General features: G+C 68.2%; 24 protein-coding genes and 1 tRNA gene. 15 read left to right on the forward strand and 10 right to left on the reverse strand.

Annotated features, from left to right (window positions below):
* The first annotated feature begins 35 nt into the window (after positions 1-35).
* Genes AC6CHX_RS18895 through AC6CHX_RS18905 form a run of 3 tightly spaced genes read left to right on the forward strand, consistent with a single transcriptional unit; the run spans position 36 to position 3,711 of the window.
* Positions 36-311 carry a multidrug ABC transporter ATPase gene (locus AC6CHX_RS18895; RefSeq protein WP_136041142.1) on the forward strand — a complete coding sequence of 92 codons (276 nt, stop codon included), beginning with the start codon at positions 36-38 and terminating at the stop codon, positions 309-311.
* 10 nt (positions 312-321) lie between these two features.
* The gene (locus tag AC6CHX_RS18900; protein ID WP_498274170.1) at positions 322-2,034 is read left to right on the forward strand and encodes a helicase-associated domain-containing protein; all 1,713 of its coding nucleotides are present in this window, start codon (positions 322-324) and stop codon (positions 2,032-2,034) included.
* 36 nt (positions 2,035-2,070) lie between these two features.
* Positions 2,071-3,711 carry a DNA repair helicase XPB gene (locus AC6CHX_RS18905; protein ID WP_136041144.1) on the forward strand — a complete coding sequence of 547 codons (1,641 nt, stop codon included), beginning with the start codon at positions 2,071-2,073 and terminating at the stop codon, positions 3,709-3,711.
* A 24-nt stretch (positions 3,712-3,735) separates the two neighbouring features.
* On the opposite strand, the gene AC6CHX_RS18910 is transcribed toward AC6CHX_RS18905, so the two are convergent.
* Complete coding sequence (locus AC6CHX_RS18910; RefSeq protein ID WP_498274172.1) at positions 3,736-4,752, reverse strand: CPBP family intramembrane glutamic endopeptidase; 1,017 nt, start codon at positions 4,750-4,752, stop codon at positions 3,736-3,738.
* Between the two features lie 94 nt (positions 4,753-4,846).
* On the opposite strand from AC6CHX_RS18910, the gene AC6CHX_RS18915 reads away from it, so the two are divergent.
* The 3 genes from AC6CHX_RS18915 (at position 4,847) to AC6CHX_RS18925 (ending at position 7,706) form a co-directional block, all read left to right on the forward strand.
* Positions 4,847-5,539 carry a response regulator transcription factor gene (locus AC6CHX_RS18915; RefSeq protein ID WP_136041146.1) on the forward strand — a complete coding sequence of 231 codons (693 nt, stop codon included), beginning with the start codon at positions 4,847-4,849 and terminating at the stop codon, positions 5,537-5,539.
* Between the two features lie 59 nt (positions 5,540-5,598).
* Complete coding sequence (locus AC6CHX_RS18920) at positions 5,599-7,299, forward strand: sensor histidine kinase (RefSeq protein WP_136041147.1); 1,701 nt, start codon at positions 5,599-5,601, stop codon at positions 7,297-7,299.
* A 119-nt stretch (positions 7,300-7,418) separates the two neighbouring features.
* On the forward strand, positions 7,419-7,706 hold the full coding sequence (locus tag AC6CHX_RS18925) for a WXG100 family type VII secretion target (RefSeq protein WP_136041148.1): 288 nt from the start codon (positions 7,419-7,421) through the stop codon (positions 7,704-7,706).
* 66 nt (positions 7,707-7,772) lie between these two features.
* On the opposite strand, the gene groL is transcribed toward AC6CHX_RS18925, so the two are convergent.
* The 4 genes from groL to AC6CHX_RS18945 form a co-directional block, all read right to left on the reverse strand.
* Positions 7,773-9,392: a chaperonin GroEL gene (gene groL / locus AC6CHX_RS18930; RefSeq protein WP_376100369.1), complete on the reverse strand. Its 1,620-nt coding sequence runs from the start codon at positions 9,390-9,392 to the stop codon at positions 7,773-7,775.
* Positions 9,393-9,515: 123 nt separating this feature from the next.
* Positions 9,516-10,094: a LytR C-terminal domain-containing protein gene (locus AC6CHX_RS18935; protein WP_342589073.1), complete on the reverse strand. Its 579-nt coding sequence runs from the start codon at positions 10,092-10,094 to the stop codon at positions 9,516-9,518.
* Positions 10,095-10,181: 87 nt separating this feature from the next.
* Entirely contained in the window at positions 10,182-10,439 is a 258-nt protein-coding gene (locus AC6CHX_RS18940) for a DUF3263 domain-containing protein (protein WP_136041150.1), read from the reverse strand.
* Between the two features lie 9 nt (positions 10,440-10,448).
* Positions 10,449-11,441 carry a DUF2332 family protein gene (locus AC6CHX_RS18945; protein ID WP_498274174.1) on the reverse strand — a complete coding sequence of 331 codons (993 nt, stop codon included), beginning with the start codon at positions 11,439-11,441 and terminating at the stop codon, positions 10,449-10,451.
* Positions 11,442-11,512: 71 nt separating this feature from the next.
* Between AC6CHX_RS18945 and msrB the strand changes: the two genes are divergently transcribed.
* Complete coding sequence (gene msrB / locus AC6CHX_RS18950; RefSeq protein WP_136041152.1) at positions 11,513-11,917, forward strand: peptide-methionine (R)-S-oxide reductase MsrB; 405 nt, start codon at positions 11,513-11,515, stop codon at positions 11,915-11,917.
* Positions 11,914-12,477, forward strand: coding sequence for a nitroreductase family protein (locus AC6CHX_RS18955; RefSeq protein ID WP_498274176.1), 564 nt, complete (start codon positions 11,914-11,916; stop codon positions 12,475-12,477). The genes msrB and AC6CHX_RS18955 overlap by 4 nt, the downstream gene beginning before the upstream one ends.
* A gap of 4 nt (positions 12,478-12,481) precedes the next feature.
* Here AC6CHX_RS18955 and AC6CHX_RS18960 read toward each other — a convergent pair whose 3' ends face one another.
* Positions 12,482-13,393 carry a DMT family transporter gene (locus AC6CHX_RS18960; RefSeq protein ID WP_498274212.1) on the reverse strand — a complete coding sequence of 304 codons (912 nt, stop codon included), beginning with the start codon at positions 13,391-13,393 and terminating at the stop codon, positions 12,482-12,484.
* Positions 13,394-13,495: 102 nt separating this feature from the next.
* Here AC6CHX_RS18960 and AC6CHX_RS18965 point away from each other — a divergent pair, with 102 nt between their 5' ends.
* From AC6CHX_RS18965 to AC6CHX_RS18985, 5 genes are all read left to right on the forward strand, one after another.
* Positions 13,496-14,122 (forward strand): SOS response-associated peptidase family protein, encoded by a 627-nt coding sequence (locus tag AC6CHX_RS18965; RefSeq protein ID WP_498274178.1) that lies wholly within the window; start codon positions 13,496-13,498, stop codon positions 14,120-14,122.
* Between the two features lie 94 nt (positions 14,123-14,216).
* Entirely contained in the window at positions 14,217-15,128 is a 912-nt protein-coding gene (locus AC6CHX_RS18970; RefSeq protein ID WP_136041155.1) for an ABC transporter ATP-binding protein, read from the forward strand.
* Positions 15,125-15,940 (forward strand): ABC-2 transporter permease, encoded by an 816-nt coding sequence (locus AC6CHX_RS18975; protein WP_452326549.1) that lies wholly within the window; start codon positions 15,125-15,127, stop codon positions 15,938-15,940. The genes AC6CHX_RS18970 and AC6CHX_RS18975 overlap by 4 nt, the downstream gene beginning before the upstream one ends.
* Positions 15,941-15,949: 9 nt before the next feature.
* Positions 15,950-17,227, forward strand: coding sequence for a sensor histidine kinase (locus AC6CHX_RS18980; RefSeq protein WP_498274180.1), 1,278 nt, complete (start codon positions 15,950-15,952; stop codon positions 17,225-17,227).
* Entirely contained in the window at positions 17,224-17,907 is a 684-nt protein-coding gene (locus tag AC6CHX_RS18985) for a response regulator (RefSeq protein WP_136041158.1), read from the forward strand. The genes AC6CHX_RS18980 and AC6CHX_RS18985 overlap by 4 nt, the downstream gene beginning before the upstream one ends.
* Positions 17,908-17,911: 4 nt before the next feature.
* Here AC6CHX_RS18985 and AC6CHX_RS18990 read toward each other — a convergent pair whose 3' ends face one another.
* A complete protein-coding gene (locus AC6CHX_RS18990; protein ID WP_498274182.1) occupies positions 17,912-18,865 on the reverse strand; it encodes an aldo/keto reductase in 954 nt (317 codons plus the stop codon).
* Positions 18,866-18,910: 45 nt separating this feature from the next.
* Positions 18,911-19,768: a polyphosphate kinase 2 gene (gene ppk2, locus AC6CHX_RS18995; protein ID WP_498274184.1), complete on the reverse strand. Its 858-nt coding sequence runs from the start codon at positions 19,766-19,768 to the stop codon at positions 18,911-18,913.
* Positions 19,769-19,970: 202 nt separating this feature from the next.
* Between ppk2 and AC6CHX_RS19000 the strand changes: the two genes are divergently transcribed.
* Positions 19,971-20,294: a DUF7882 family protein gene (locus AC6CHX_RS19000; RefSeq protein ID WP_376100400.1), complete on the forward strand. Its 324-nt coding sequence runs from the start codon at positions 19,971-19,973 to the stop codon at positions 20,292-20,294.
* A gap of 33 nt (positions 20,295-20,327) precedes the next feature.
* Here the strand turns inward: AC6CHX_RS19000 and AC6CHX_RS19005 are convergent.
* A tRNA-Thr gene (locus AC6CHX_RS19005) sits at positions 20,328-20,400 on the reverse strand.
* A 41-nt stretch (positions 20,401-20,441) separates the two neighbouring features.
* Positions 20,442-21,374, reverse strand: coding sequence for a DsbA family protein (locus AC6CHX_RS19010; protein WP_136041162.1), 933 nt, complete (start codon positions 21,372-21,374; stop codon positions 20,442-20,444).
* Positions 21,375-21,605: 231 nt separating this feature from the next.
* On the opposite strand from AC6CHX_RS19010, the gene AC6CHX_RS19015 reads away from it, so the two are divergent.
* A complete protein-coding gene (locus tag AC6CHX_RS19015) occupies positions 21,606-22,709 on the forward strand; it encodes an ABC transporter ATP-binding protein (protein ID WP_029262761.1) in 1,104 nt (367 codons plus the stop codon).
* Positions 22,710-22,780: the final 71 nt, after the last annotated feature.

A 22,780-nucleotide genomic window follows, 5' to 3' on the forward strand; every position in this document is an offset into this window, starting at 1 on the left:
GAACCGAAGGCCGCGGTACGAGTAGGCTGGGACGGATGAGCACGCAGAATTCCGAACCGGATGTCCCCATCCGCCGGGTCGATCGCTTCCTGGCCTTCGGTGCGCTCGGAATCGCAGCAGCGTCGGTCGTGTGCTTCTTCGCCATCATCATCGGCACCTGGGTCGGGATGGATCAGGCCGCTTTCGGCGAGGGAGCGTGGCCGATCATCGCGGCGATCCCGTATTGGGGACTGCCCCTCGCCTTCGTGATGATCATCGCTCTCCTCACGATGAGCTTCATCCGGAAGGGCCGCGCGTCTTCGCGTTCGTGAGGCATCGGCCATGAGCACTCACGCGCGACCGCTGGCTGATTGGCTGTCGGCTGCGAGCGATGACGACCTCCGAAGGCTGTTCGCGGCGCGGCGGGTGCGACCGGACGTCAACTGGCAGGACTTCTTCGACGCGGCGGAGTCGCTGCTCGACCCCGCCTCCCTGTCGAAGGTGTTCCCGTCGCTGACCGCAGCCGAAGCGAGGGCGCTGATGGATGCCGCATCGGGAGAAGGCGCCGGAATCCTGCAGGAGAACCTGACCGCGCTCGCCCTGCTCCGCCCGGATGGCACACCGTATCCTCCCGTGGCGGCGGCGCTCGCCGGGCGTCCGGTTCCGGACGTCTCCGCAGCTCAGCCGGCTGCCGATCCGTCGTCCGAGACGGCATCTGCCCACGCCGCGGAGCGCGCGTTCACGACCGTCGCCGTGCTCGCGGATCTGCTTCTCGTCGCGAGAGAGAATCCCTTTTCGCTGCTCACCGGCGGCGGGGTGAACGCCGGCGAGAAACGACAGCTCGGCGAAGCCGGCGTCCCCGTCGAGATCGTGGACACGCTCGTGTCGATCGCGCTCGAGTCCGGGCTCGCGGTCGCGGCGGACCGCCGACTGCGGTCGAGCCGCGCCGCGGAGGACTGGCTGCGATCCTCGGCCGTCACACGCTGGAGCGTGCTGGCGACGTCGTTCCGGGACGCCCTCCCACGCGGTGTTCGTTCGCCCGGCGGCGGCTGGATCGCGCCTCAGGCATGGAGCGACGCGCATCCCTGGGATCCGACCTGGCCCGATCGCGCCCGCGTCCTGCGCGAGGCTGCGCGACTGCTCGGCTTGATCGCCGAAGACGGCAGCGAACCGGAATGGGCGGTCGGCCTGCGCAGCGGAGGTGCGGCCGACCCGCGCGCACTCGTACGGCTGCTGCCGGCCGAAGTGGACCGGATCTTCCTGCAGAACGATCTCACGGCCATCGCCCCCGGGCCCCTCGAGCCCGCGCTCGACGTGCGTCTGCGCACGATCGCCGCCCGCGAATCGGCGGCCCAGGCCTCCTCGTACCGCTTCACCGCGGAGTCGGTGGCACACGCCTTCGTCGCCGGCGAGACCGAGCAGTCGATCCTCGATTTCCTCGGCTCCCTCTCCCTGACGGGTATCCCGCAGCCGCTCGGATACCTGATCGCGCAGACCGCGCAACGGCACGGCCTCGTCCGCGTGTTCACCGATGAGGAGACCGGGCGCACACGGATCGAGAGCACGGATTCGCATCTCATCCAGGCCATGGCCGTCGACCAGTCTCTGCGCCCCCTCGCACTCGCCGCGCACGTCGGTTCGCTCACCACGCGCGTCGGACGGGAGACCGTGTACTGGGCGCTCACCGACGCACGGTATCCGGCGACACTGGTCGGAGCCGACGGCGGCCTCCTCGTGCGCGAGCGACACCCGGCCGCCCCGGCGACGCAACCCGAGCCGGACGCCGCCGACCTGACGCCCCTCATCGCGCGTCTGCGTTCCCACCAGGGGCCGGATGCCGACGCCGCCTGGCTCGACCGGGAACTGGAGGCGGCGGTGCGCGCGAAATCCGTCCTGCAGGTCACGGTCGGCATGCCGGACGGCTCGAAACGAGAGCTCCTCCTCGAGGCGACCGGGATGGGCGGTGGCCGTCTTCGCGGCCGTGACCGCGCGGCCGACGTCGAGCGCACTCTCCCGGTGTCGAGCATCCTCGCAGCGACGATCGTCGCGCCGTAGGCCGAGTGCCTTCCGCGACCGGTAAACTGGACAGCTATGTCTGATGGCCCCCTGATCGTCCAGAGCGATCGCACCGTGCTGCTCGAAGTCGCCCACGCCGACGCCGAGAGCGCCCGCCATGAACTGGCGATCTTCGCCGAGCTGGAGCGCGCTCCCGAGCACATCCACACCTACCGGATCACCCGCCTCGGGCTGTGGAACGCGCGCGCCGCCGGGCACACCGCGGAGGACATGCTCGAGACGCTCGACCGGTGGTCGCGCTTCCCGGTCCCGCCGTCGGTCTCCGTCGATCTGCGCGAGACGGTGAACCGCTACGGGCGCCTGGTCATCGAGCGCGACGATGAGGGGACGCTGATCCTGCGCTCCACCGATCCCGCGGTCCTCGCCCAGGTCGCGAACAACAAGCGCATCCAGCCCCTCCTGATCGGGCATCCGACTCCTGAGACCTTCGTGGTGGACGCCTGGGCACGCGGGCAGATCAAACAGGAGCTGCTGAAGATCGGATGGCCCGCCGAGGACCTCGCCGGGTACACGCCGGGCACTCCGCACGAGATCGATCTCGCGGAAGACGGCTGGCACATTCGCCCCTACCAGCAGGACGCCGTCGACGCCTTCTCGAAAGACGGGTCGGGCGTCGTGGTGCTGCCCTGCGGGGCGGGCAAGACGATCGTCGGAGCCGGCGCGATGGCGGCCACCAAGACCACCACACTGATCCTCGTCACCAACACCGTCTCCGCCCGCCAGTGGCGCGACGAGCTGCTCAAGCGCACGAGTCTCACGCCGGAAGAGATCGGCGAGTACTCCGGCCAGGCCAAAGAGGTCAAGCCCGTCACGATCGCCACCTACCAGATCCTGACCGCCAAGCGGAAAGGCGAATACGCACACCTCGCGCTGCTGGACGCGCTCGACTGGGGCCTCATCGTGTACGACGAGGTCCACCTGCTCCCGGCGCCCGTGTTCAAGCTCACCGCCGACCTCCAGGCCCGCCGCCGCATCGGGCTCACCGCGACGCTCGTGCGTGAGGATGGTCGCGAGGGCGACGTGTTCAGCCTGATCGGTCCCAAGCGCTTCGACGCGCCGTGGAAGCAGATCGAGGCCCAGGGCTTCATCTCCCCCGCTGCCTGCTACGAGGTGCGCGTGGACCTCCCGCCGAGCGACCGGCTCGAGTACGCCGCGGCGACGGACGACGAACGATACCGACTCGCCGCTTCCGCTCCGGCCAAGGTCAAGGCGGTGCGTGAGTTGATCGCGAAGCACGAGGGCGAGCGCATCCTCGTGATCGGGCAGTACCTCGATCAGCTCGAGTCCCTGTCGGCGGCGCTGGACGCTCCCCAGATCACGGGCGCGACTCCGATCGACGAGCGCGAAGAGCTGTATCGCGCGTTCCGCGAGGGCGACATCTCGCTTCTCGTCGTGTCGAAGGTCGCGAACTTCTCCATCGACCTGCCCGAGGCATCGGTCGCCATCCAGGTATCCGGCTCGTTCGGATCGCGCCAGGAGGAGGCACAGCGACTCGGCCGGCTGCTGCGCCCCAAGCAGTCCGGGCACACGGCGAGCTTCTACACGCTCGTCGCCCGGGACACGATCGACCAGGACTACGCGCAGAACCGTCAGCGCTTCCTGGCCGAGCAGGGCTACAGCTACACGATCATGGATTCTGCCGCCATCGCTGCGTGAACCACGCTTCGGCTGTCGCACGGCTCAGCCGTGCAGCATCCGGTCCAGGCGATGGGTGCCGCTTCCGACGTCGGCGACGGCGGCCCGGCTCGCGGTCCGCGCGATGCCGAGCCTGCCCGCCCAACGATCGGCGAGAAGCGCGTAGACGACCATCGCGATCGTCGACGCGAGCAGATCGACCGGCGTTCCCGTGGTGGCGTTGGCATCGACCAGGCCGACTGTGCCGAGCAGGAAGATGAGCGCATTGTTGACGATGTGCAGGGAGATCGCGGCTTCCAGACCGCCCGTGCGCCAGCTCAGCCACGCGGCGACGATCGCGAACATGCCCACGCTCGCCGCCCCCCAGATGTCGTAGCCGTGGCCGAGGACGAACAGCGGCACCGGAAGCAGGATGGCGAACGCCGGATGCCGCAGCCAGCTGCCGACGAGCTGCATCAGATAGCCCCGGAACACATACTCTTCCGCGGCGGCCTGCAACGGGATCAGCAGCAGCACGAGCAGCACCATGACCCACAAGGCGGGGTGGGAGAAGTCGACGGCGATCACCTCCCCCGTGGCGGCCGCCCAGCCGAGCACGACGGCGAAGTAGATCACGAACACCGCGAGTGCCAGCAGCAGGCTCCTGCCGAGCCAGCCCATCCGCAGCCGTCCGGTGACCGATAACAGCAGGCCGACGCCGCGCCCCTCGACGATGCGCGAGGCGAGCAGCAGCGCCGGGATCATCAGGATCAGCGGCACCACCAGCGCGAGGAAGAGCCACGGGCGATCGAGGTCGAAGTACTGGACGGTCGTGAGGAGGACCTGCATCTCCGCTCCCCACCCCGGCACCAGCACCGAGGCGACGACGAGCGGCACGATCAGGAGCAGCAGCATCGCGACGTAGAGCGCCACTCCGACGACTCCGGTCACGAGCATCCGCCACCAGCGGTACCTCGGCCGCAGGTGCGCCAGTCGGTGGTAGGGGATCTGTTCGGCGCGCGAGGACCGGGCCGGAGCGATGGCGGATGCGGGGGCGGCGGAGGCGTCCTCGTTCGAGCTCATGCTTCCATCCTCTCAACGATGCAGAGGTGTGCGAGTGCGCGCCGTTCCGGACAATAGTCAGCATCTGCATGGCCGAAGTCACCATAATGGGGACATGACTGCTCCGCGCATCCTGGTCGTCGACGACGAACCCAACATCCGTGACCTGCTCTCGACGGGTCTCAGCTTCGCCGGATTCCAGGTGAAGACGGTGGCCAACGGCGCCGCCACGATCTCGGCCGTCCTCGAAGAGGAGCCGGACCTGATCATCCTCGACGTCATGCTCCCGGACATGAACGGGTTCAGCGTCACCAAGCGTCTCCGCGGCGCCGGGTTCACCGCTCCGATCCTTTTCCTGACGGCGAAGGACGGCACCGAAGACAAGATCGAAGGCCTCAACGCCGGCGGCGACGACTACGTCACCAAGCCCTTCAGCCTCGACGAGATCGTCGCGCGGGCCCAGGCGATCCTGCGACGCACGATGCAGGCCGACGAGGAGTCGATCATCCGCGCAGGCGAACTGTCGATGGATCAGGACACCCACGACGTCCATGTGGGCAAAGAGCCGATCGAGCTGAGCCCGACCGAGTTCAAGCTGCTGCGCTACCTGATGCTCAATCCGAATCGCGTGCTGTCGAAGGCGCAGATCCTCGACCACGTGTGGGAGTACGACTTCAACGGCGACGCCGGGATCGTCGAGAGCTACATCTCGTACCTGCGTCGCAAGATCGACCCGTACACCGAGGAGTCGCTGATCCAGACCAAGCGCGGGTTCGGCTACATGCTCAAGGTCGGCAAGTCGGTCTGACGACCGACCCCGACCATCGGCGCCGCCCTGCGGCATGGTGAACGCCCGAGGAGGACCGCATGGCGCACAAGCCCGATGCGGTCACCGCCTGGTGGCGTCGAATCAGCCTGCGCGCGAAGGTCACCGGCGTCACGGTGGCCGTGCTCGCTCTCGGTCTTCTCGTCGCGGGGCTCGGAACCGTGCCGATCCTGCGCAACGCGCTCGTCGCCAACATCGACGCGCAACTGCCCGCGCTGGTGTCCAGCGATCTGGTCGAGCGCTACTTCGAGGCGACGACGATAGACGGGGTCACGACCTACACCCCGCGTGAGGAGCAACCTCGGGACTTCTCATTCGCGATCTACGACGCGACAGGGGTGCTCCGTGCCACTGCTCGCGGCACGTCGGGCCAGGCTCCGCTCTTCCCCTCCGAGTACTCGCTCGCCAAGGCGACGGCTGACACGGATCAGATTCCGCTGGAGATCCCCGGCGCCGACGGCACCGTCTTCCACGGCGCGGTCGCCGTGGTGGGATCGGAGGGCGGTGCCCTGCGCATCCAGCTGGTCGCCCTTCCGCTGGCGCCCGCCGACCGCATCATCAGCCAGTACTTCGGGATCTACATCACCATCGCGCTGATCACGATCCTCATCGCGGCCCTCCTGACCCGAGGGCTCGTCACGCTCACCTTCCGCCGGCTCGGACAGGTCGAGGCGACGGCCATGTCCATCGCGGCAGGCGACTTCCGGCAGCGGCTGACCGACCTCGAGCCGACCACCGAGGTCGGGCGACTGAACACGGCGATCAACACCATGCTCGATCGCGTGGACGGCTCGCTCGCGCAGCGCGACCGCAGCGTCCAGCACATGCGACGCTTCATCGGGGACGCGAGCCATGAGCTGCGCACGCCGCTGGTGAGCGTGCGCGGCTACGCGGAGCTGTATCGCATGGGGGCCATCAAGGGCGAAGAGGATACGGCCCGAGCCATGGAGCGGATCGAGAAGGAGGCCATCCGCATGGGCGTCCTGGTGGAGGATCTTCTCGCACTCGCCCGTCTGGACGAAGAGCGCGAGCCCGAGATCGTGGCTCTCGACCTGCGACCGATCGCACGGGATGCCGCCCTCGATCTGCGCGCCGCGGCTCCGGGGCGGACGGTGACCGTGATCGACCGCACGGTCGAGGCGATGTCCCCCATCCCGCTGCGAGAGACGTCTTCCCCTCAACCCGACCCGACGAGCGCGCCGCCCGCGCGAGGGCTGTCCCGCACCGCACTGTCGCGCCTGCGTCGTCGCCCGCGGCAGCCCGAGCCGGCTCCGGCGATCGACTTCACCGAGATCCCCGACATCCCTGTGCGCACCCCGCCGATCGTTCTCGGCGAGGAGAACAAGGTGCGCCAGGTCGTCACGAACCTGCTGGGCAACGCCCGCCGCTTCTCCCCCGAGGACGGTCCGATCGAGATCGTCGTCGATTCGGACCGGGTGCGCGGCACCGGCAGCATCTCGATCGTGGATCACGGGGAGGGCATCCCCCCACAGATCCGGGAGCAGATCTTCGAGCGCTTCTGGCGGGCCGACACCTCCCGCGCACGGGAGACCGGCGGTTCCGGCCTCGGGCTCGCGATCGTCGCGTCGATCATGAAGGCGCTGCACGGCGGCGTCGCGGTCTCGGAGACGCCCGGCGGTGGAGCGACCTTCACGGTCACGCTTCCGCTCGCGCCTGCGCGCGCCACACCCGAGCACCTTCTCGAGGACACCCAGCCCCTGGAACGGCTCGATCTGAGCTGACAGCTCTGCACGATCGACTGTCGGTCGGGGTTCTGCACACCCACGGCGAGCGGGCGTCGACGGGACGGATCGGGCGCGACCGGCCGCCTAGCGTCGGAACTCCAACAGAAGGAGTTCACATGTCCGTCTTCACCGTCGACACCGAAGCCGTCCACGCCGCGCACGGGGCGACCAGAGCCACCATCGAGCGGCTGCAGAGCGAGTCGGCCACCCTCATGGCCCAGTTGCGCCAGCTGCAGTCCTCCTGGGTGGGCAGTGCTTCTGCTGCGTTCCAGGGCTGCGCGGAGCAGTGGCAGGGTGCGCAGCTCCATGTCGAACAGGTGCTCGACTCGATCGGCACCTCGCTCGGCTCGGCAGCCTCTCAGTATGCGGACGCCGACCAGTACTCGGCCAGCCTGTTCCGCTGAATCGCGCCTGGCACAACGCAGAACGCCCCCGGCCGGAGCCGGGGGCGTTCTGTCATGAGGGCTGGATCAGAAGTCCATGCCGCCCGACGGGTCACCCATCGGAGCAGCAGCCTTCTCGGGCTTGTCCGCCACGACGACCTCGGTGGTGAGGAAGAGCGCCGCGATCGAGGCTGCGTTCTGCAGCGCCGAGCGGGTCACCTTCGCCGGGTCGATGATGCCCGCACCGAACATGTCGACGTACTCACCCGTGGCCGCGTTGAGGCCCTGGCCCGCGGGGAGCTCGGAGACCTTGTTCGCGACGACGCCCGGCTCGAGACCGGCGTTGAGAGCGATCTGCTTGAGCGGAGCCTCGATCGCCACGCGGACGATGTTCGCACCGGTCGCCTCGTCACCCGTCAGCGTCAGGCCGTCGAGGGCCTTGGTGCCGGACTGGATCAGCGCGACGCCACCGCCGGGGACGATGCCCTCTTCGACGGCTGCCTTCGCGTTGCGGACGGCGTCCTCGATGCGGTGCTTGCGCTCCTTGAGCTCGACCTCGGTGGCCGCGCCCGCCTTGATTACGGCGACGCCACCGGCGAGCTTCGCCAGACGCTCCTGCAGCTTCTCGCGGTCGTAGTCGCTGTCGGTGTTCTCGATCTCACGACGGATCTGCGTGACGCGACCCTCGATCTGGTCGGCCTCACCGGCGCCCTCGACGATCGTGGTCTCGTCCTTCGTGACGATGACCTTGCGCGCACGGCCGAGAAGGTCGAGCGTGGCGTTCTCCAGCTTGAGGCCGACCTCTTCGGTGATGACCTGACCACCGGTGAGGATCGCGATGTCCTGCAGCTGTGCCTTGCGGCGGTCGCCGAAGCCGGGAGCCTTGACGGCGACCGACTTGAAGATGCCCTTGAGCTTGTTCAGCACGAGCGTCGCGAGAGCCTCGCCCTCGACGTCCTCGGCGATGATGACGAGCTCCTTGCCGTCCTGGATCACCTTGTCGACGATCGGCAGCAGGTCCTTGATGTTGGAGACCTTCTGGTTCGCGATGAGGATGTACGGGTCCTCGAAGACCGCCTCCTGGCGCTCCGGGTCCGTGACGAAGTACGGGTTCAGGTAGCCCTTGTCGAAGCGCATGCCCTCGGTGAGCTCGAGCTCGGTGCCGAACGTCTGCGACTCCTCGACGGTGACGACGCCTTCCTTGCCGACCTTGTCGATCGCCTCGGCGATGAGCTCGCCGATGGCCGGGTCTGCAGCGGAGATGGACGCCGTGGCGGCGATCTGCTCCTTGGAGTCGATCTCCTTGGCGCTCGACAGGAGCTCCTCGGTGATCGCAGCGACGGCCTTCTCGATGCCGCGCTTGAGCGAGATGGGGTCGGCGCCGGCTGCGACGTTGCGCAGACCCTCGCGGACCAGAGCCTGTGCGAGGACCGTGGCGGTGGTGGTGCCGTCACCCGCGACGTCGTCGGTCTTCTTCGCGACCTCCTTGACGAGCTCCGCGCCGATCTTCTCGTACGGGTCGTCCAGCTCGATCTCCTTGGCGATGGAGACACCGTCGTTCGTGATCGTGGGAGCGCCCCACTTCTTCTCGAGGACGACGTTGCGACCGCGCGGGCCGAGGGTCACCTTGACCGCGTCGGCGAGGATGTTGAGGCCGCGCTCGAGGCCGCGGCGGGCCTCCTCATCGAAAGCAATGATCTTTGCCATGAGTTTTTTCGTCCCTCCTGGACGTAGACGTTGGGTTTAGCACTCAGAGTATGAGAGTGCTAACGCCATTCTGGCACTCGACACCTTCGAGTGCAAGCCGCTGGAGGAGGGCGCATCCCCGGGTCAGGAGGCGGGCGCCTCGTCGGGCGTCTCGGGTGCCGAGGTCGACCGATCGAGACCGATCACGACGGTGAACTGCTTCTGCCCGTCCTCCGTCTGCCCGGAGTAGTAGTCGCTCTGCTGCACCGCCGCACCGCCGAGGACGTCAGCGAGCCCGACCGCTGCGAGTTCGTCTGCCTCCTCGACGTAGAACACCGTCGTGGTGGCGAAGTCCTGGCTGGAGCTGTCGCCGGCGAACACGTTGTCAGCCGCCCAGCCGTTGTTGATCAGCGTGTCGCGCATCTGCGTATCGAGGCCCTCGTCGGGAGTGCCGTTCAGGATCATCACCGAGATGCTGGGATCGACGATGCCGGTCTCCTGCGGGGTGGGAGCAGCGCTCGGCGCCGCCTCGGGGAACAGAGAGACACGCCCCATGACCACCAGGGATCCGAAGATGCCGGCGATGATGAGGACGAGAGCGGCGACGAACGACCAGAGCAGCACGACCCAGCCGTTCATCCCCGGCGCTTCGGCGCGGTGCGCTCCCACTCGTCCGGACGTACGGGGCGCATCATCGAAGCGATCGCGGAGGGGCTTTGACACCCCTCGATGCTAGCGGCACCTTCCTGTCAATCCGGTTCGCCGCACGAGCGGACCCTCCGGGCCGCTGCGTCGTCGGCTCGAGATGGCTCAGCCGACGAAGCCGGGCAGCCGCGCGGTACGCCGTGCCGCGCGCGAATCGCGGATGCGGCGGAGGCGACGCACCAGCATCGGATCGTACTCGAGCGCGGACTCGGACTCGATCAGTCGTCCGAGCAGCTGGTAGTAGCGTGCCGCGCTCATCCCGAGCTGCGCGCGGATGATCTCTTCCTTCGCCCCGCTGTGGCGCGGCCACGCCACTTCCAGGGCGAGGATCGCGCGATCGCGCTCCGTGAGATCTCCGAGCATGGCTCCAGGTTAGGACGCAACCGCCGCCACTTCGGGTCGCCACTCCCACCATCGCCCGAGCGGATCCGCGGCCGCGCGCACCTGCCCGTCGAGCGCGACCACGAACCCCGGCCACCGATCCGCATCGACCGGCGGATCCCACACGTCTGTGATCGCGGGCGGATCGATCGTGATCCAGCGGGCGTCCGTGCGCGTGATCCTCGCGATCAGCGCGGTCCGCTCCGCCCGGGGGATGTGCACCAGCACCCCGGGAGTGGTGATGACGAGCGTCGCCCCCGGCGGTGCCGCCGCCGCCAGCGCGGCGAGGTGGGTGCCGGCGTCCCCTTCCACCAGAAGAGGAGGGTCGCCGGCGGCGATGTCGAGGGCGGCTTCGATGCGCTCATCGCGCCCCGACTCCTCCGGCCACACGAGACCACGCAGCCACCGACGATCACGCTCGTCGGCGGCATCGAGCGGTGCCAGGTCGATCCCTGCGCGCCACACGACGTCCGGCATCCGAAGCGCGGGAAGCGGACCGGTCACCCGGCTCTCGAGCACGACCGTCGAGACGCCGTCGGCCGGGTCGAGCGCCGCACGCAGCTCCCCGCCCTCAGCGGTGAAGCGATACGAGTACCGATCAGGGTAGAGACACAGTCCCGCCGACGCCCCGATCTCGAGCAGCGCGATCGGCCCCTCGATCTCGGAGAGCACCGGCAGGAGCGCCGCGAGACGGAGCGGCTCGTTCGTCTGCAGCGACCTCCGTGCACACTCGGCGACGACCTCGTCCGCATGTCGGAGCAGGAAGCCACGCCACCGCGCGTACTCGTCGAGCGGAACGCCGAGCATCCGAGTGACGGCGAACACGAGCGGGGGCTGGCGTCTCGTCTCCGGGATCCGGAGCAGGACGCGCCGCACCTCTTCATCCTCGGCGACCCCGGCGGCCCACTCGGCGTAGAGGGCGCTCCGGCCCGGCGCCTCATCACGGGCGAAGCGCGCGTAGCGCTCCTGCACAGCATCGGTCATCCGTCCATTGTGACGCGACGCACCCGAGGCACCGCCACAGGAGGGAGAATGGAGTCGACTGAGGAGGACACATGTCGTACAGCGTGGACAAGACCGAAGACGAATGGCGCCGCGAGCTCGGCGATGAGCAGTACGCCGTGCTGCGTCAGGCCGCGACCGAGCGGGCCTGGACGGGTGAGCTGCTCGACGAGGAGCGCGCCGGCCTCTACACCTGTGGGGCGTGCAACGCGGAGCTGTTCAAGAGCGGCACCAAGTTCGACTCCGGATGCGGCTGGCCGAGCTTCTACGAGTCGATCCGCCCCGATGCGGTCGAGCTCATCGAGGACGACAGCCTGGGCATGGTGCGGACGGAGGTGCGCTGCGCGAACTGCGGCTCGCACCTCGGCCACGTATTCCCCGACGGGTTCGGCACGCCGACCGGAGATCGCTACTGCATGAACTCGATCGCACTGAACTTCACCCCCGACGCCTCGTGACTGCTCTCGACGCGGTCCGCGCGCGTCAGTCCTGGTCGAAGGTCGAAGACTCGGCGCCCGGCCGCGAAGAGCTGCTGACGCTCGTCGCCGCGGCCGGCCGCGTCGCTGATCACTCCTCGCTCCGTCCCTGGCGGCTCATCGAACTGCGCGGCGCCGATCGCGAGGCGCTCGGCGCCGCTATCGCCAAGGCGCAGGGAGACTCCACCCCGTCGTCGAAGCCCCTGCGCGCACCACTGCTGATCGCGGTCGTCGCCAGCTACCGCAAGAGCGAGAAGGTCCCGCGGTGGGAGCAGGAGGCCGTGGCGTCCGGAGTCGCGCACACCCTGAGCCTGCTCCTCGACGAAGCCGGCTGGGGCGTCATCTGGCGCACGGGCCACTACACACGTGCGAAGGCCGTCGCGAAGGCCCACGGCCTCGACAAGAACGAGGAACTCCTCGGCTGGCTGTACGTGGGCGGCAAGCCCGCGGGCAAGAAGCCGGGCCGCCGCAAGGCCGTGGATGCGCGCAAGCTGATCACCCGGATGCCGAAGACCGGGGCCAAGAAGGCGAAGAAGAAGTAGCGCGTCAGCGCCGGCGTCTGCGGGGAACGGCGACGATCACGGACGCCACCGCGACGACGACCATGGCGACGACCTGCCAGAGCGCGGGCCCGGCCGCCGGAGGCCAGATCAGGTCGATCACGACCGAGGTCACGAGCTGTCCGAGCACGGAGCCCAGCCCCATCAGGAGAACTCCGGTGTGCGCGACGATGAACGCGCCGAGCAGGATGTAGGCCGCTCCGAGGAACCCGCCCAGGTACAGCCAGGGTTCGGCCGGCAGGGCATCGGGCATCCCACGGAAGGCGATGCTCGTCCCGGCCGCGAGCAGCAGGACGACGGTGCCGGTGATGAAGCTCATCAGAGTCGCAGCGAGCGGCGACTGGACCCGCTGCGAGAGGCGACCGTTCGTGGCCGCCTGCCACGCGATACCGACTCCGGCGGCGAACGGCAGCAGCAGCATCCACAGCGGAGCGGTGGCGAGCACGTCGCCCGAGAGCGAGATGGCGACAGCGGCGAGCGCGAGAACTCCGCCGGCGACCCGGCCGGGGGTGACCGCGACGACGCCGGCGGGACCGAACCCGATCCGATCCAGCACGAGCCCGTGCAGCGTCTGCCCCGCGACGACACCGACGCTGAACAGAGAGACGCCGAGGATCCCGGCCGTCAGCCCCTGGGTGGAGACCGTGAGGGCGCCGCAGGCGCCGCCCAGCAGCATCCAGAACGGGATGGTGTGACGTCGGATGCCGCTCCAGAGGCGTCCCACTCCGCGCCGGGCGGACGGGATGCAGCAGATCACGGCGACCAGCGCCAGCAGGCCCACCGAGAACGAGAGGAGGCCCGCGACGATCCCGTCGTCGACGCGAACCCCGAGGACGCCGTTGATCCGGGCCTGGATCGCCGTCATGACGCCGATCGCGACAGCACCTCCGAGCGCCAGGGGCGCGGGGAGTCGACGGGATTCTGGCACCCGTCGACCCTACCGGAGGCCCGGATCCGCCATGGCGAGACGGATGTCGGCGGCCGGCGCTACGCTGGCGGCATGTGCGCGAGCTACGGTCTCGATCCCCGGTTCACCGATGCGGAAGTCCTCGCCGCCGCCGACGATGCGGTGCTCGAGGGCCTGCGTGTCTGGGCGGAGGAGAATGCGGGTGAGACCATCCGTCCGACCGGGAAGAACCTCCGCAACCTCAACCCCGTGATCGTGCAGCCCGACGCTGCTCCGACTCTGGAACCGGCGTGGTGGGGTTTTCTCGTGAACGGGGAACCCGCGAAGTTCCCGTCGATCAACACCCGGTCGGAACGCCTGCAGGAGCGTCCAGGCGGAGCGAAGTCGCGGGCGATCGTCCCGGCGACGAGCTGGTACGAGATGCAGAAGCCCTCCCGGCACTGGAACGAGTTCATCATCGACGACGGCACCCTCTTCGGCATGGCGGCGGTCACCCAACGGGGTCGCACCGCAGACGGCGAGTGGTACACCTGCTATTCGATCGTGATGCGTCCCGCCCCCGACCACCTCGTCGAGCTGCACGACCGCATGCCGCTGCTCGTTCCGGCCTCATTGAGCCACGACTGGCTGACGGCGCCGCCGTCGAAAGAGATCATCGATGAGGCGATCCTCGCGTCGGATGAGATGGCCGCGCGAGTCCAGGCCCGCCCCCGCTCCTGAGTCCGACCCGTCCACCACCGGGAGGACATCCCGAGCAGAAGGACGGTACCTGAGGAGGACGCGCGGCTGAGCGGCCCTCCGTAGCGTTGTACCCATGATCACAGCAGAAGGCCTCACGAAGAGGTTCGGAGACAAGACGGCCGTCGATGACGTGTCGTTCACCGTCAAGCCGGGCAGCGTCACCGGCTTCCTCGGCCCCAACGGTGCCGGCAAGTCGACCACGATGCGCATGATCGTGGGCCTCGACCGGCCGACGTCCGGACGCGCCGAGATCGCGGGTCGCGAGTATCGCAAGCTTCGCGCACCCCTCACCGAGGTCGGCGTCCTGCTCGACGCCAAGGCCGTGCACACCGGTCGGACGGCGCGCAATCACCTTCGCGCGATGGCGGCGACCCATGGGATTCCCTCCTCGCGCGTCGATGAGGTCATCGAACTCGCGGGCATCGGGTCGGTCGCCCGCAAGCGTGCCGGGAAGTTCTCGCTCGGAATGGGACAGCGCCTCGGTATCGCCTCGGCACTGCTCGGCGATCCGCACACGCTGATCCTCGACGAGCCGGTCAACGGCCTCGACCCCGAGGGCGTCCGCTGGGTGCGTCAGTTCGTCCGGCACGCAGCATCCGAAGGACGAACCGTGCTCCTGTCGAGCCACCTGATGAGCGAGATGGCGCAGACCGCCGACCACGTCATCGTGATGGGTCGCGGCCGGGTGCTGGCGGATGCTCCGCTCGCCGACCTCGTGCGCTCCTGGACGCAGAACACGGTGCGCGTGCGCACTCCGCGGCCCACCGAGCTCGCCGCCGCCGTCGGCGGCCCGGACGTGGAGATCGTGAGCTCGGCTCCCGACCTCCTCGACATCGTGGGACTTCCCGCCGCCCGGATCGGCGACCTCGCCGCGGACCGCGGCATCCCGCTGCACGAACTCACCCCCACCACCGGTTCACTCGAGGACGCCTACCTCGCCCTCACCGGCGATTCCGTCGAGTACCGCACCAAGGAGATCTCATGACCACGACACAGGCACCCGCGCCCGCGCGGCCGCGCGTCGACACCGGTCGCCGGCTGACATTCGTCCGCGCGCTCCGCGGCGAATGGATCAAGCTCGCCACGCTGCGTTCGACATGGTGGTCCATCGGGATCGCCGCGGCTCTGACCATCGGGATCGCCGTGCTCATCGCGCAGGCGATCGACATGCCGGGGTTCGAGCCGATTCAGGCCGTCGTCATGCCGATCCAGTTCACGATGCTGCTGGCCGGCATCATCGGTGCGATCTCGGTGACGGGCGAGTACTCGACCGGCATGATCCGTTCGACGCTCACGGCCAACCCGATCCGCGGCTCGGTGCTCGCGGCCAAGTCGACCGTGCTCGCGGTCTTCATGTTCGTCTCGTCTCTGGTGATCTTCGGCCTCGCGGCCGTCGCGGTCTCGCTCATCGTGGCGCCGCGCGATCAGAGCATCGAATGGTCGGACCCTGCCGCATCCTTCCTGCCCATCGTCGTCTCCTCCCTCGCCATGGCGGTTTTCGCCCTGATCGGAGTCTCCTTCGGGTTCATCCTCCGTTCCGGGGCCGGAGCGATCGCGGCGACCGTCGGTGTCCTGTTCGTGCTGCCGATCGTGGCGAACTTCTTCTCCTTCGCCGGTGAGGCATGGGCATGGGTCATCGAGGCATCCGCCTACCTCCCGGTGGCCGCAGCGCAGAGCGCGATCCTGCCGGGCGACGGCGCAGCACTCGATGCACCGGTCGCGTTCCTGACCCTCGCATGCTGGGTCGCCGGCGGAGCACTCGTCGCCTGGGGCGTGCTGCGCACCCGCGACGCGTAAAGTCGGCCTGTGAGCAGAACGCGAAGCCGCAGCGACTCGATCCGAGAGGACGAGGAGCTGCGGCTTCCGCGTGCGCCGGGGCTCTTCCGGCGATTCTGGGCGCGGCATCCGCTGTTCGCCGACATCCTGCTGACGCTGCTCTGCCTGCTCCTCTCCCTCGCCCCGGCGGGTCGGTTCGCCGAGGAGTCGGTTCCGGAATCCACCTACATCGCGATCAACATCGCCACGCTGGCGATGATCGTGGTGGCGTGCAGCACACTCCTATGGCGACGACGGGCGCCGCTCGGTCCTTTCGTCGCGGCGGTGATCCTGGGAACGGTCGGCTTGTTCACCGGGTTGTCCAGCGGCATCATCCTGCTGCTCGTCGCCTGTTACGGTCTCGCGGTCTATCGGTCGTCGCGCGCGGCCTGGACCTGCTACGGAATCGGCGCGGCGTGGTTCCTCCTGCTCAGCGGACTCCTGATGCTCACCGGCGTGATCGTGATGCAGAACGGACTCGACACCGCGCTCAGCTACATCGTTCTCGGCCTGATCGGCACGCTCATCGGCGTCAACGTCGGCGGCCGCAAGCGCTATCTGTCGGCCGTCATCGATCGCTCGCGGCAACTGCTCGTCGAGCGTGACCAGCAGGCGCAGCTCGCCGCCGCGTCCGAGCGAGCGCGCATCGCTCGGGAGATGCACGACATCGTCTCCCACTCGCTGACGGTGATCGTGGCACTGTCCGAAGGCGCCGCGGCGACGCCCGACCGCGAACAGGCGCGCAAGGCGGCGACCCACACGGCGGACACCGCTCGTGCCGCCCTGACCGAGATGCGATCCATGCTCGGTGTGCTGCGTGATGATGACGCTTCTCCGCTGCCCCTGGCCCCCATGAATCCGGCCCGGCCGCGCGACACGGTCGAGGCGGCCCAGCGCGCCGGATACCCCGCGACGCTCACGGTCGTGGGGCACGCCGAGGTCTCCCCCGCCGTCGCGCATGCGATCGGACGCATCGTGCAGGAGGGCGTGACGAACGCGATGCGTCATGCCCCCACCGCCTCGACCATCAGTGTGCGACTGGACTACGCACCGGATTCCGTGACGATCGACATCGTCAACGACGGCGTGTCCGGCGGCATCGGGACCGAGGGCTTCGGTCTGCGCGGACTCGCCGAGCGCGCCGCCCATGTCCAGGGAAGCGTCGAGTCCGCGCCATCCGGTGCAGGACGATGGGTTCTGCACGCCGTGCTGCCGACGAAGGCGACCGGCCCGGCCGTGCCGAGCGAATCGATGGAGGACGACCGATGACGGATGCGATCAGGGTGCTTCTGGTGGATGACCAGGAATTGATCCGCGTCGGGTTCCGGATGGTCCTCGAAGCAGAGGGCGACATCGTCGTGGTGGGCGAGGCCGGCGACGGGCGGGCGGCGATCGCCCAGAGCGCCGCACTCGCGCCGGACCTGGTGCTCATGGATATCCGGATGCCGGAGCTGGACGGCATCGCCGCCACGGAGGCCATCGTGCGAGACCACCCTCAGACCAAGGTGCTCGTGCTGACCACGTTCGATCTCGACGAATACGCCTTCGGCGCCATCCGCGCAGGTGCGAGCGGGTTCCTCCTGAAGGACGCACAGCGTCACGAGATGATCTCCGCAGTGCACGCCGTGCACCGCGGAGACGCGGCGCTCTCCCCTCGGATCACGCGGATGCTGCTCGAGCACGTCACCCCGCAGCTCGGCTCCTCGTCCACCCGGACACCGGATGCTGCGGAGAGCGCGGCGTTGGAATCCCTCACCGATCGTGAGAGAGACGTGTTCCTCGCGATCGGGCGCGGACTGACCAATGCCGAGATCGCCCGCTCCCTCTACGTCGGCGAATCGACCGTGAAGACCCACGTCGGCCGGGTGCTGGCGAAACTCCACGCGCGCGACCGCATCCACGCAGTGATCCTGGCGCACAGACTCGGCCTCGTCGGAAACGAGACCTGACGCATCAGGCGCCGGCGGGGGTCCATTCCGACACGCGGTCGAGCAGCCGCACCTCCTCAGCGGAGAGCTCGAGTCGAGCACCCGCCAGCAGGTCCGGCACCTGTGCGATCGTGCGAGCACTCGCAATCGGCGCGACGACGGTCGGCTGCGCCCGCAACCAGGCGAGAGACGTCGCGGCGACCGACGTCCCGTGAGCATCGGCGACCTGCTCGAGCGCACCGATGATCCGCAACCCGGCCTCAGTCGCGTACTTCGCGGCGCCCTGCGCGCGCGGGGAATCCTGCGCCGAGCTGTCGGTCGAGCGATACTTGCCCGTCAGGAATCCGCTCGCCAGGGCGTAATAGGGAACCAGCCCGAGGTCGAACTCCTCGGCGACCGGGATGATGGTGTCCTCGACCTCATTGCGATGAACGAGGTTGTAGTGCGGCTGAACGGCTACCGGCACGGCAACGCCCGTGCGCCGCGCGATCTCGATCCATTCCCTGATGCGCTCCGCCGAATAGTTCGACACCGCCACGTGACGAACCAGACCGTCTTCGACGAGTCGTCCGAACGCGGCGACTGTCTCCTCCAGCGGAACGGTCTCGTCGTCGAAGTGCGCGTAGTACAGATCGATCTCGTCGGCGCCGAGACGCCGCAGTGAGGCCTCGGCGGCCTTTCGCACGTTCGTTCCGGAGAGGCCGCGGAACTTCGGGTGTTGGCTCACCTTCGTGGCCACGACGACACCGGACGGCTTACGGGATGCGAGCCACTCCCCGATGATCGTCTCGCTCTCGCCCCCCTCGTTCCCCGGCACCCAGGAGCTGTACGAATCGGCCGTGTCGATGAAGTCGCCACCGCCGTCCACAAATGCATCGAGCACGGCGAACGAGGTATCGCGATCGGCCGTCCAGCCGAACACGTTGCCGCCGAGCGCGAGCGGGAGGACGTCAAGATCACTGGTGCCGATACGAGTCATGACCAAGACAACCGCGGATCGGGATCCACGCATTCCCGGATGACGTCATGTTTCCGCATCGGCGCGGGAAGAGTTCGCCTTCGGCGTCTCGCCCTCGTCGTAGATCTGCGAGGGTCGCCCGACGAGCCGTGAGTCCGGAGCGTGGGCGACCAGCGGATCTTTGCCCGGGTAGTCGAAACGGGCGAGGACGCACCTCATCGCTTCGAGTCGAGCCCGCTTCTTGTCGTTCGACTTGATGACGATCCACGGCTCGGATGGCGTGTCCGTGTGGAAGAACATGGCTTCCTTCGCCGCCGTGTAATCCGCCCACCGGTCGATGCTGGCGAGGTCCGTGGGGCTCAGCTTCCACTGTTTCACGGGGTCGTCGCTGCGCCGTCTGAACCGACGACGCTGCTCGGCCTCTCCCACCGAGAACCACAGCTTGATGAGGCGGATGCCCGAGCTCACGATCATCCGCTCGAACTGCGGAGCGGTCTGCATGAACTCTTCGTACTCGGTGGACGAGCAGTAGCCCATGACCCGTTCGACGCCGGCGCGGTTGTACCAGGAGCGGTCCATCATCACGATCTCGCCGCCGGAGGGCAGATGCGCGATGTAGCGCTGGAAATACCACTGCGTCCGCTCCGCATCCGTCGGCTTGTCGAGAGCGACGACCCGAGCGCCGCGAGGATTCAGGTGCTCCATGAAGCGTTTGATCGCCCCACCCTTCCCCGCCGCGTCCCGGCCTTCGAACAGGATGAGCAGCCGCTCGGAGGAATGCTTGATGTGCGACTGGAGCTTCAGGAGCTCGATCTGCAGCAGCCGCTTCTCCCGTTCGTACTCGGCCGTGGAGATCTTCTTCGTGTAGGGGTAGTCGTGCTGCCACTCCGGGGTGACCGTCGCTGTCTCGGGTGCGCTGCTCAAGATCTCGCCCTCTCAGGTGCTCTGGATCCCCGAATTCGAGCAGGCAAGCGCAGGTGGCCGGAGCGGGGAGGCGGCCACCTGCGCGTCTTCTACCTGGCACGATCCGTCGGCCCGCCAGGAAACCTGCCTGATGTGTAACATATCATTGACTGAGGCGATACATCGGAATGCGTGGTCACCACCAGGCCGCTATCGTTCTGGCATGGGAACGATCCAGTACGGCAACGGGGATGACATCCACATCGAGGACCGCGCCCTCGCGCACCTGAAGGTGGTCATCGCCACGAAGCTCCGCCGCAACGAGAGCTTCACCCTCTCCTGGCGGCACCCCGAAGGCCAGCAGGTGGGACGTTCGACGATCTGGCTGCATCCGTCGATACCGTTGCGCTTCACGTTCGAGGAGCCGGAGGCGCCGCAACTGAACCCGAAGTGGATTCAGGATCTGATGCAGTCTGCGAGTTCCACGGGCGGCATCAGCCTCATCGAAGAGGTGATCGACGCACCCGAGGCCTCCGCCGAGAAGTGAATCCGCGAACCCCACTCTCGTGAGGGATTGAAGAGCCGACTACGGGACTCGAACCCGTAACCCCCGTATTACAAGTACGGTGCGCTACCAATTGCGCCAAGTCGGCGGATGCCACCAGCTTAGCGATGGCATCGACCCGGCTTCGACCTACGGAGTCGTCGTGGGCGAGGGGGTCGCCGTCGCGCGGGAGGCATCGCTCGCCACGCTCAGCACGAACTGCGAGAACTCGGCCGGGTCGTCCAGCGCCCCGACGTAGGCCTCGCCGTTCGCGACGATCATCGGCGCGGCGGTGAGCACCAGGTCATCGGAGCCGGCGAGCGGTCCGTCCAGAGCCCTGGTCGTCGCCTCCTTCGCCCAGCCGACGAAGTCGCCGTCCTCGATGCACGAGCGCACGGCCTTGGCGTTGTCGACGCCGACCGCGCCGGCGAGGTTCGCGAGGTCCTCATCGGAGAGGCCGTCGCTGCCGACCTCGGGCTGGTCGTCGAGCAGGTCGTGATTGAACGCGTAGAACTGTGCAGGCGAGTGCGTGGCGACGCACGCCGCAGCCGCGGCCGAACGGAGGGAGTACTTGGTGCCGTTGGAGCTGGCGGTGAGCAACGCGACCGGGTGGTAGCTGACCGTGACCGCGTCCTCGCTGATCCAACCGGCGAGCTGTCGAGCATTGGCACGCTCGAACTCCCCGGCGTCGGGCGACAGGTAGTCGACGTACACGTGGATGTCGACCTTCTCGGACGCTGTCGGGTCAGGCGTCGGGCTGGCCGATTCGCCGGCGTCGGACGCTTCGGGACTCGGAGTCTCCGGTACGGCGCCCGTTCCGGCGAACGACTCGAGATCGGTGACGACGACGCCGTCCGACTCCATGCCGGTCGGTGTGAGCCTCGGCTTGGAGACCTGGGAGGACACCGCGAGGGTCACCGCCGTGCCGATCGCGCCCACCGCGACGAGCGCTACCGCGCCGATGATGATCCGTCGCATGAGGCGCGCCCTGGACTGCTGGGCGTGCACTCTCTGAGCCTTCTCCCGTACGACCTCGCGGGAATTGCGAGGCGTCGGGACGTTCGGCGTTTCGTCGCTCGACATCGTTCCTCTGTGAGTCTCAACGGGGGTCCGGGTTGGCCCCGACCGCCGCTCGGCGACGATCGCCGCTGCGCGCGGCCGAGTTCGATGGTAGTCAGTGAGGCTGAGAAATACCCAGGTACCGCCGTTCATGTCATACTGATCCCGACCCAATGACGGGTCACGGCGGGGTCACCCGCCGCTTCATCACTACGGATCGTCCGGCACGTACCTGCCGGTGAAGGAGAAAAGACAATGGCATCTGTGACTTTCGACGAGGCCACCCGCCTGTACCCCGGCGGAACCCGTCCGGCCGTCGACAAGCTGAACCTCGAGGTCGGTGACGGCGAATTCCTCGTCCTCGTCGGTCCTTCCGGTTGCGGCAAGTCCACGTCCCTCCGCATGCTGGCCGGCCTCGAAGAGGTCAACGCCGGCCGCATCCTCATCGGCGACCGCGACGTGACCGACGTCCCGCCGAAGGACCGCGACATCGCGATGGTCTTCCAGAACTACGCGCTGTACCCGCACATGACCGTCGCCGAGAACATGGGCTTCGCGCTCAAGATCGCCGGCGTCGGCAAGGAAGAGCGTGCATCCCGCGTGCTCGAGGCTGCCAAGCTCCTCGACCTCGAGCCCTACCTGACCCGCAAGCCGAAGGCCCTCTCGGGTGGTCAGCGTCAGCGTGTCGCCATGGGTCGCGCCATCGTGCGTCAGCCGCAGGTGTTCCTCATGGACGAGCCGCTGTCGAACCTCGATGCCAAGCTCCGCGTGCAGACCCGTACGCAGATCGCTTCGCTGCAGCGTCGCCTCGGCGTCACCACGGTCTACGTCACGCACGACCAGACCGAGGCTCTGACCATGGGCGACCGCATCGCGGTCCTCAAGGACGGTCTGCTGCAGCAGGTCGGCTCCCCGCGCGACCTGTACGAGAAGCCGAACAACGTCTTCGTGGCCGGCTTCATCGGTTCGCCCGCGATGAACCTGTTCGCCGCTGACCTCGCCGACGGCGGCATCCGCTTCGGCTCCGAGGTCGTCCCGCTCGACCGCGACACCGTCGGCCGCGCGAACGGCAGCCAGGTCACGGTCGGCGTGCGTCCCGAGGACATCACGGTCGGACCGGCCGACGGCAAGGGCCTCCCGGTCGTCGTCGACCTCGTCGAAGAGCTCGGCGCCGACGGCTACCTCTACGGCCACACCGAGATCAACGGCAAGCGCAGCGACATCGTCGCCCGCGTCGACGGTCGCAGCCACCCGAACGCCGGCGAGACGGTCACGCTCGCTGCGAACCCGGGCCACGTGCACGCGTTCGACATCGAGTCCGGCGAGCGTCTGAACGACAAGCCGGTCGTCTCCGCCTGATCGGATCCACAGACGCGGCGCAGGCTGACTTCGGTCACCTGCGCCGCGTCTCTTTTCCGTCTCATCTCGAC

This window comes from Microbacterium sp. GQ128, from assembly GCF_059758615.1.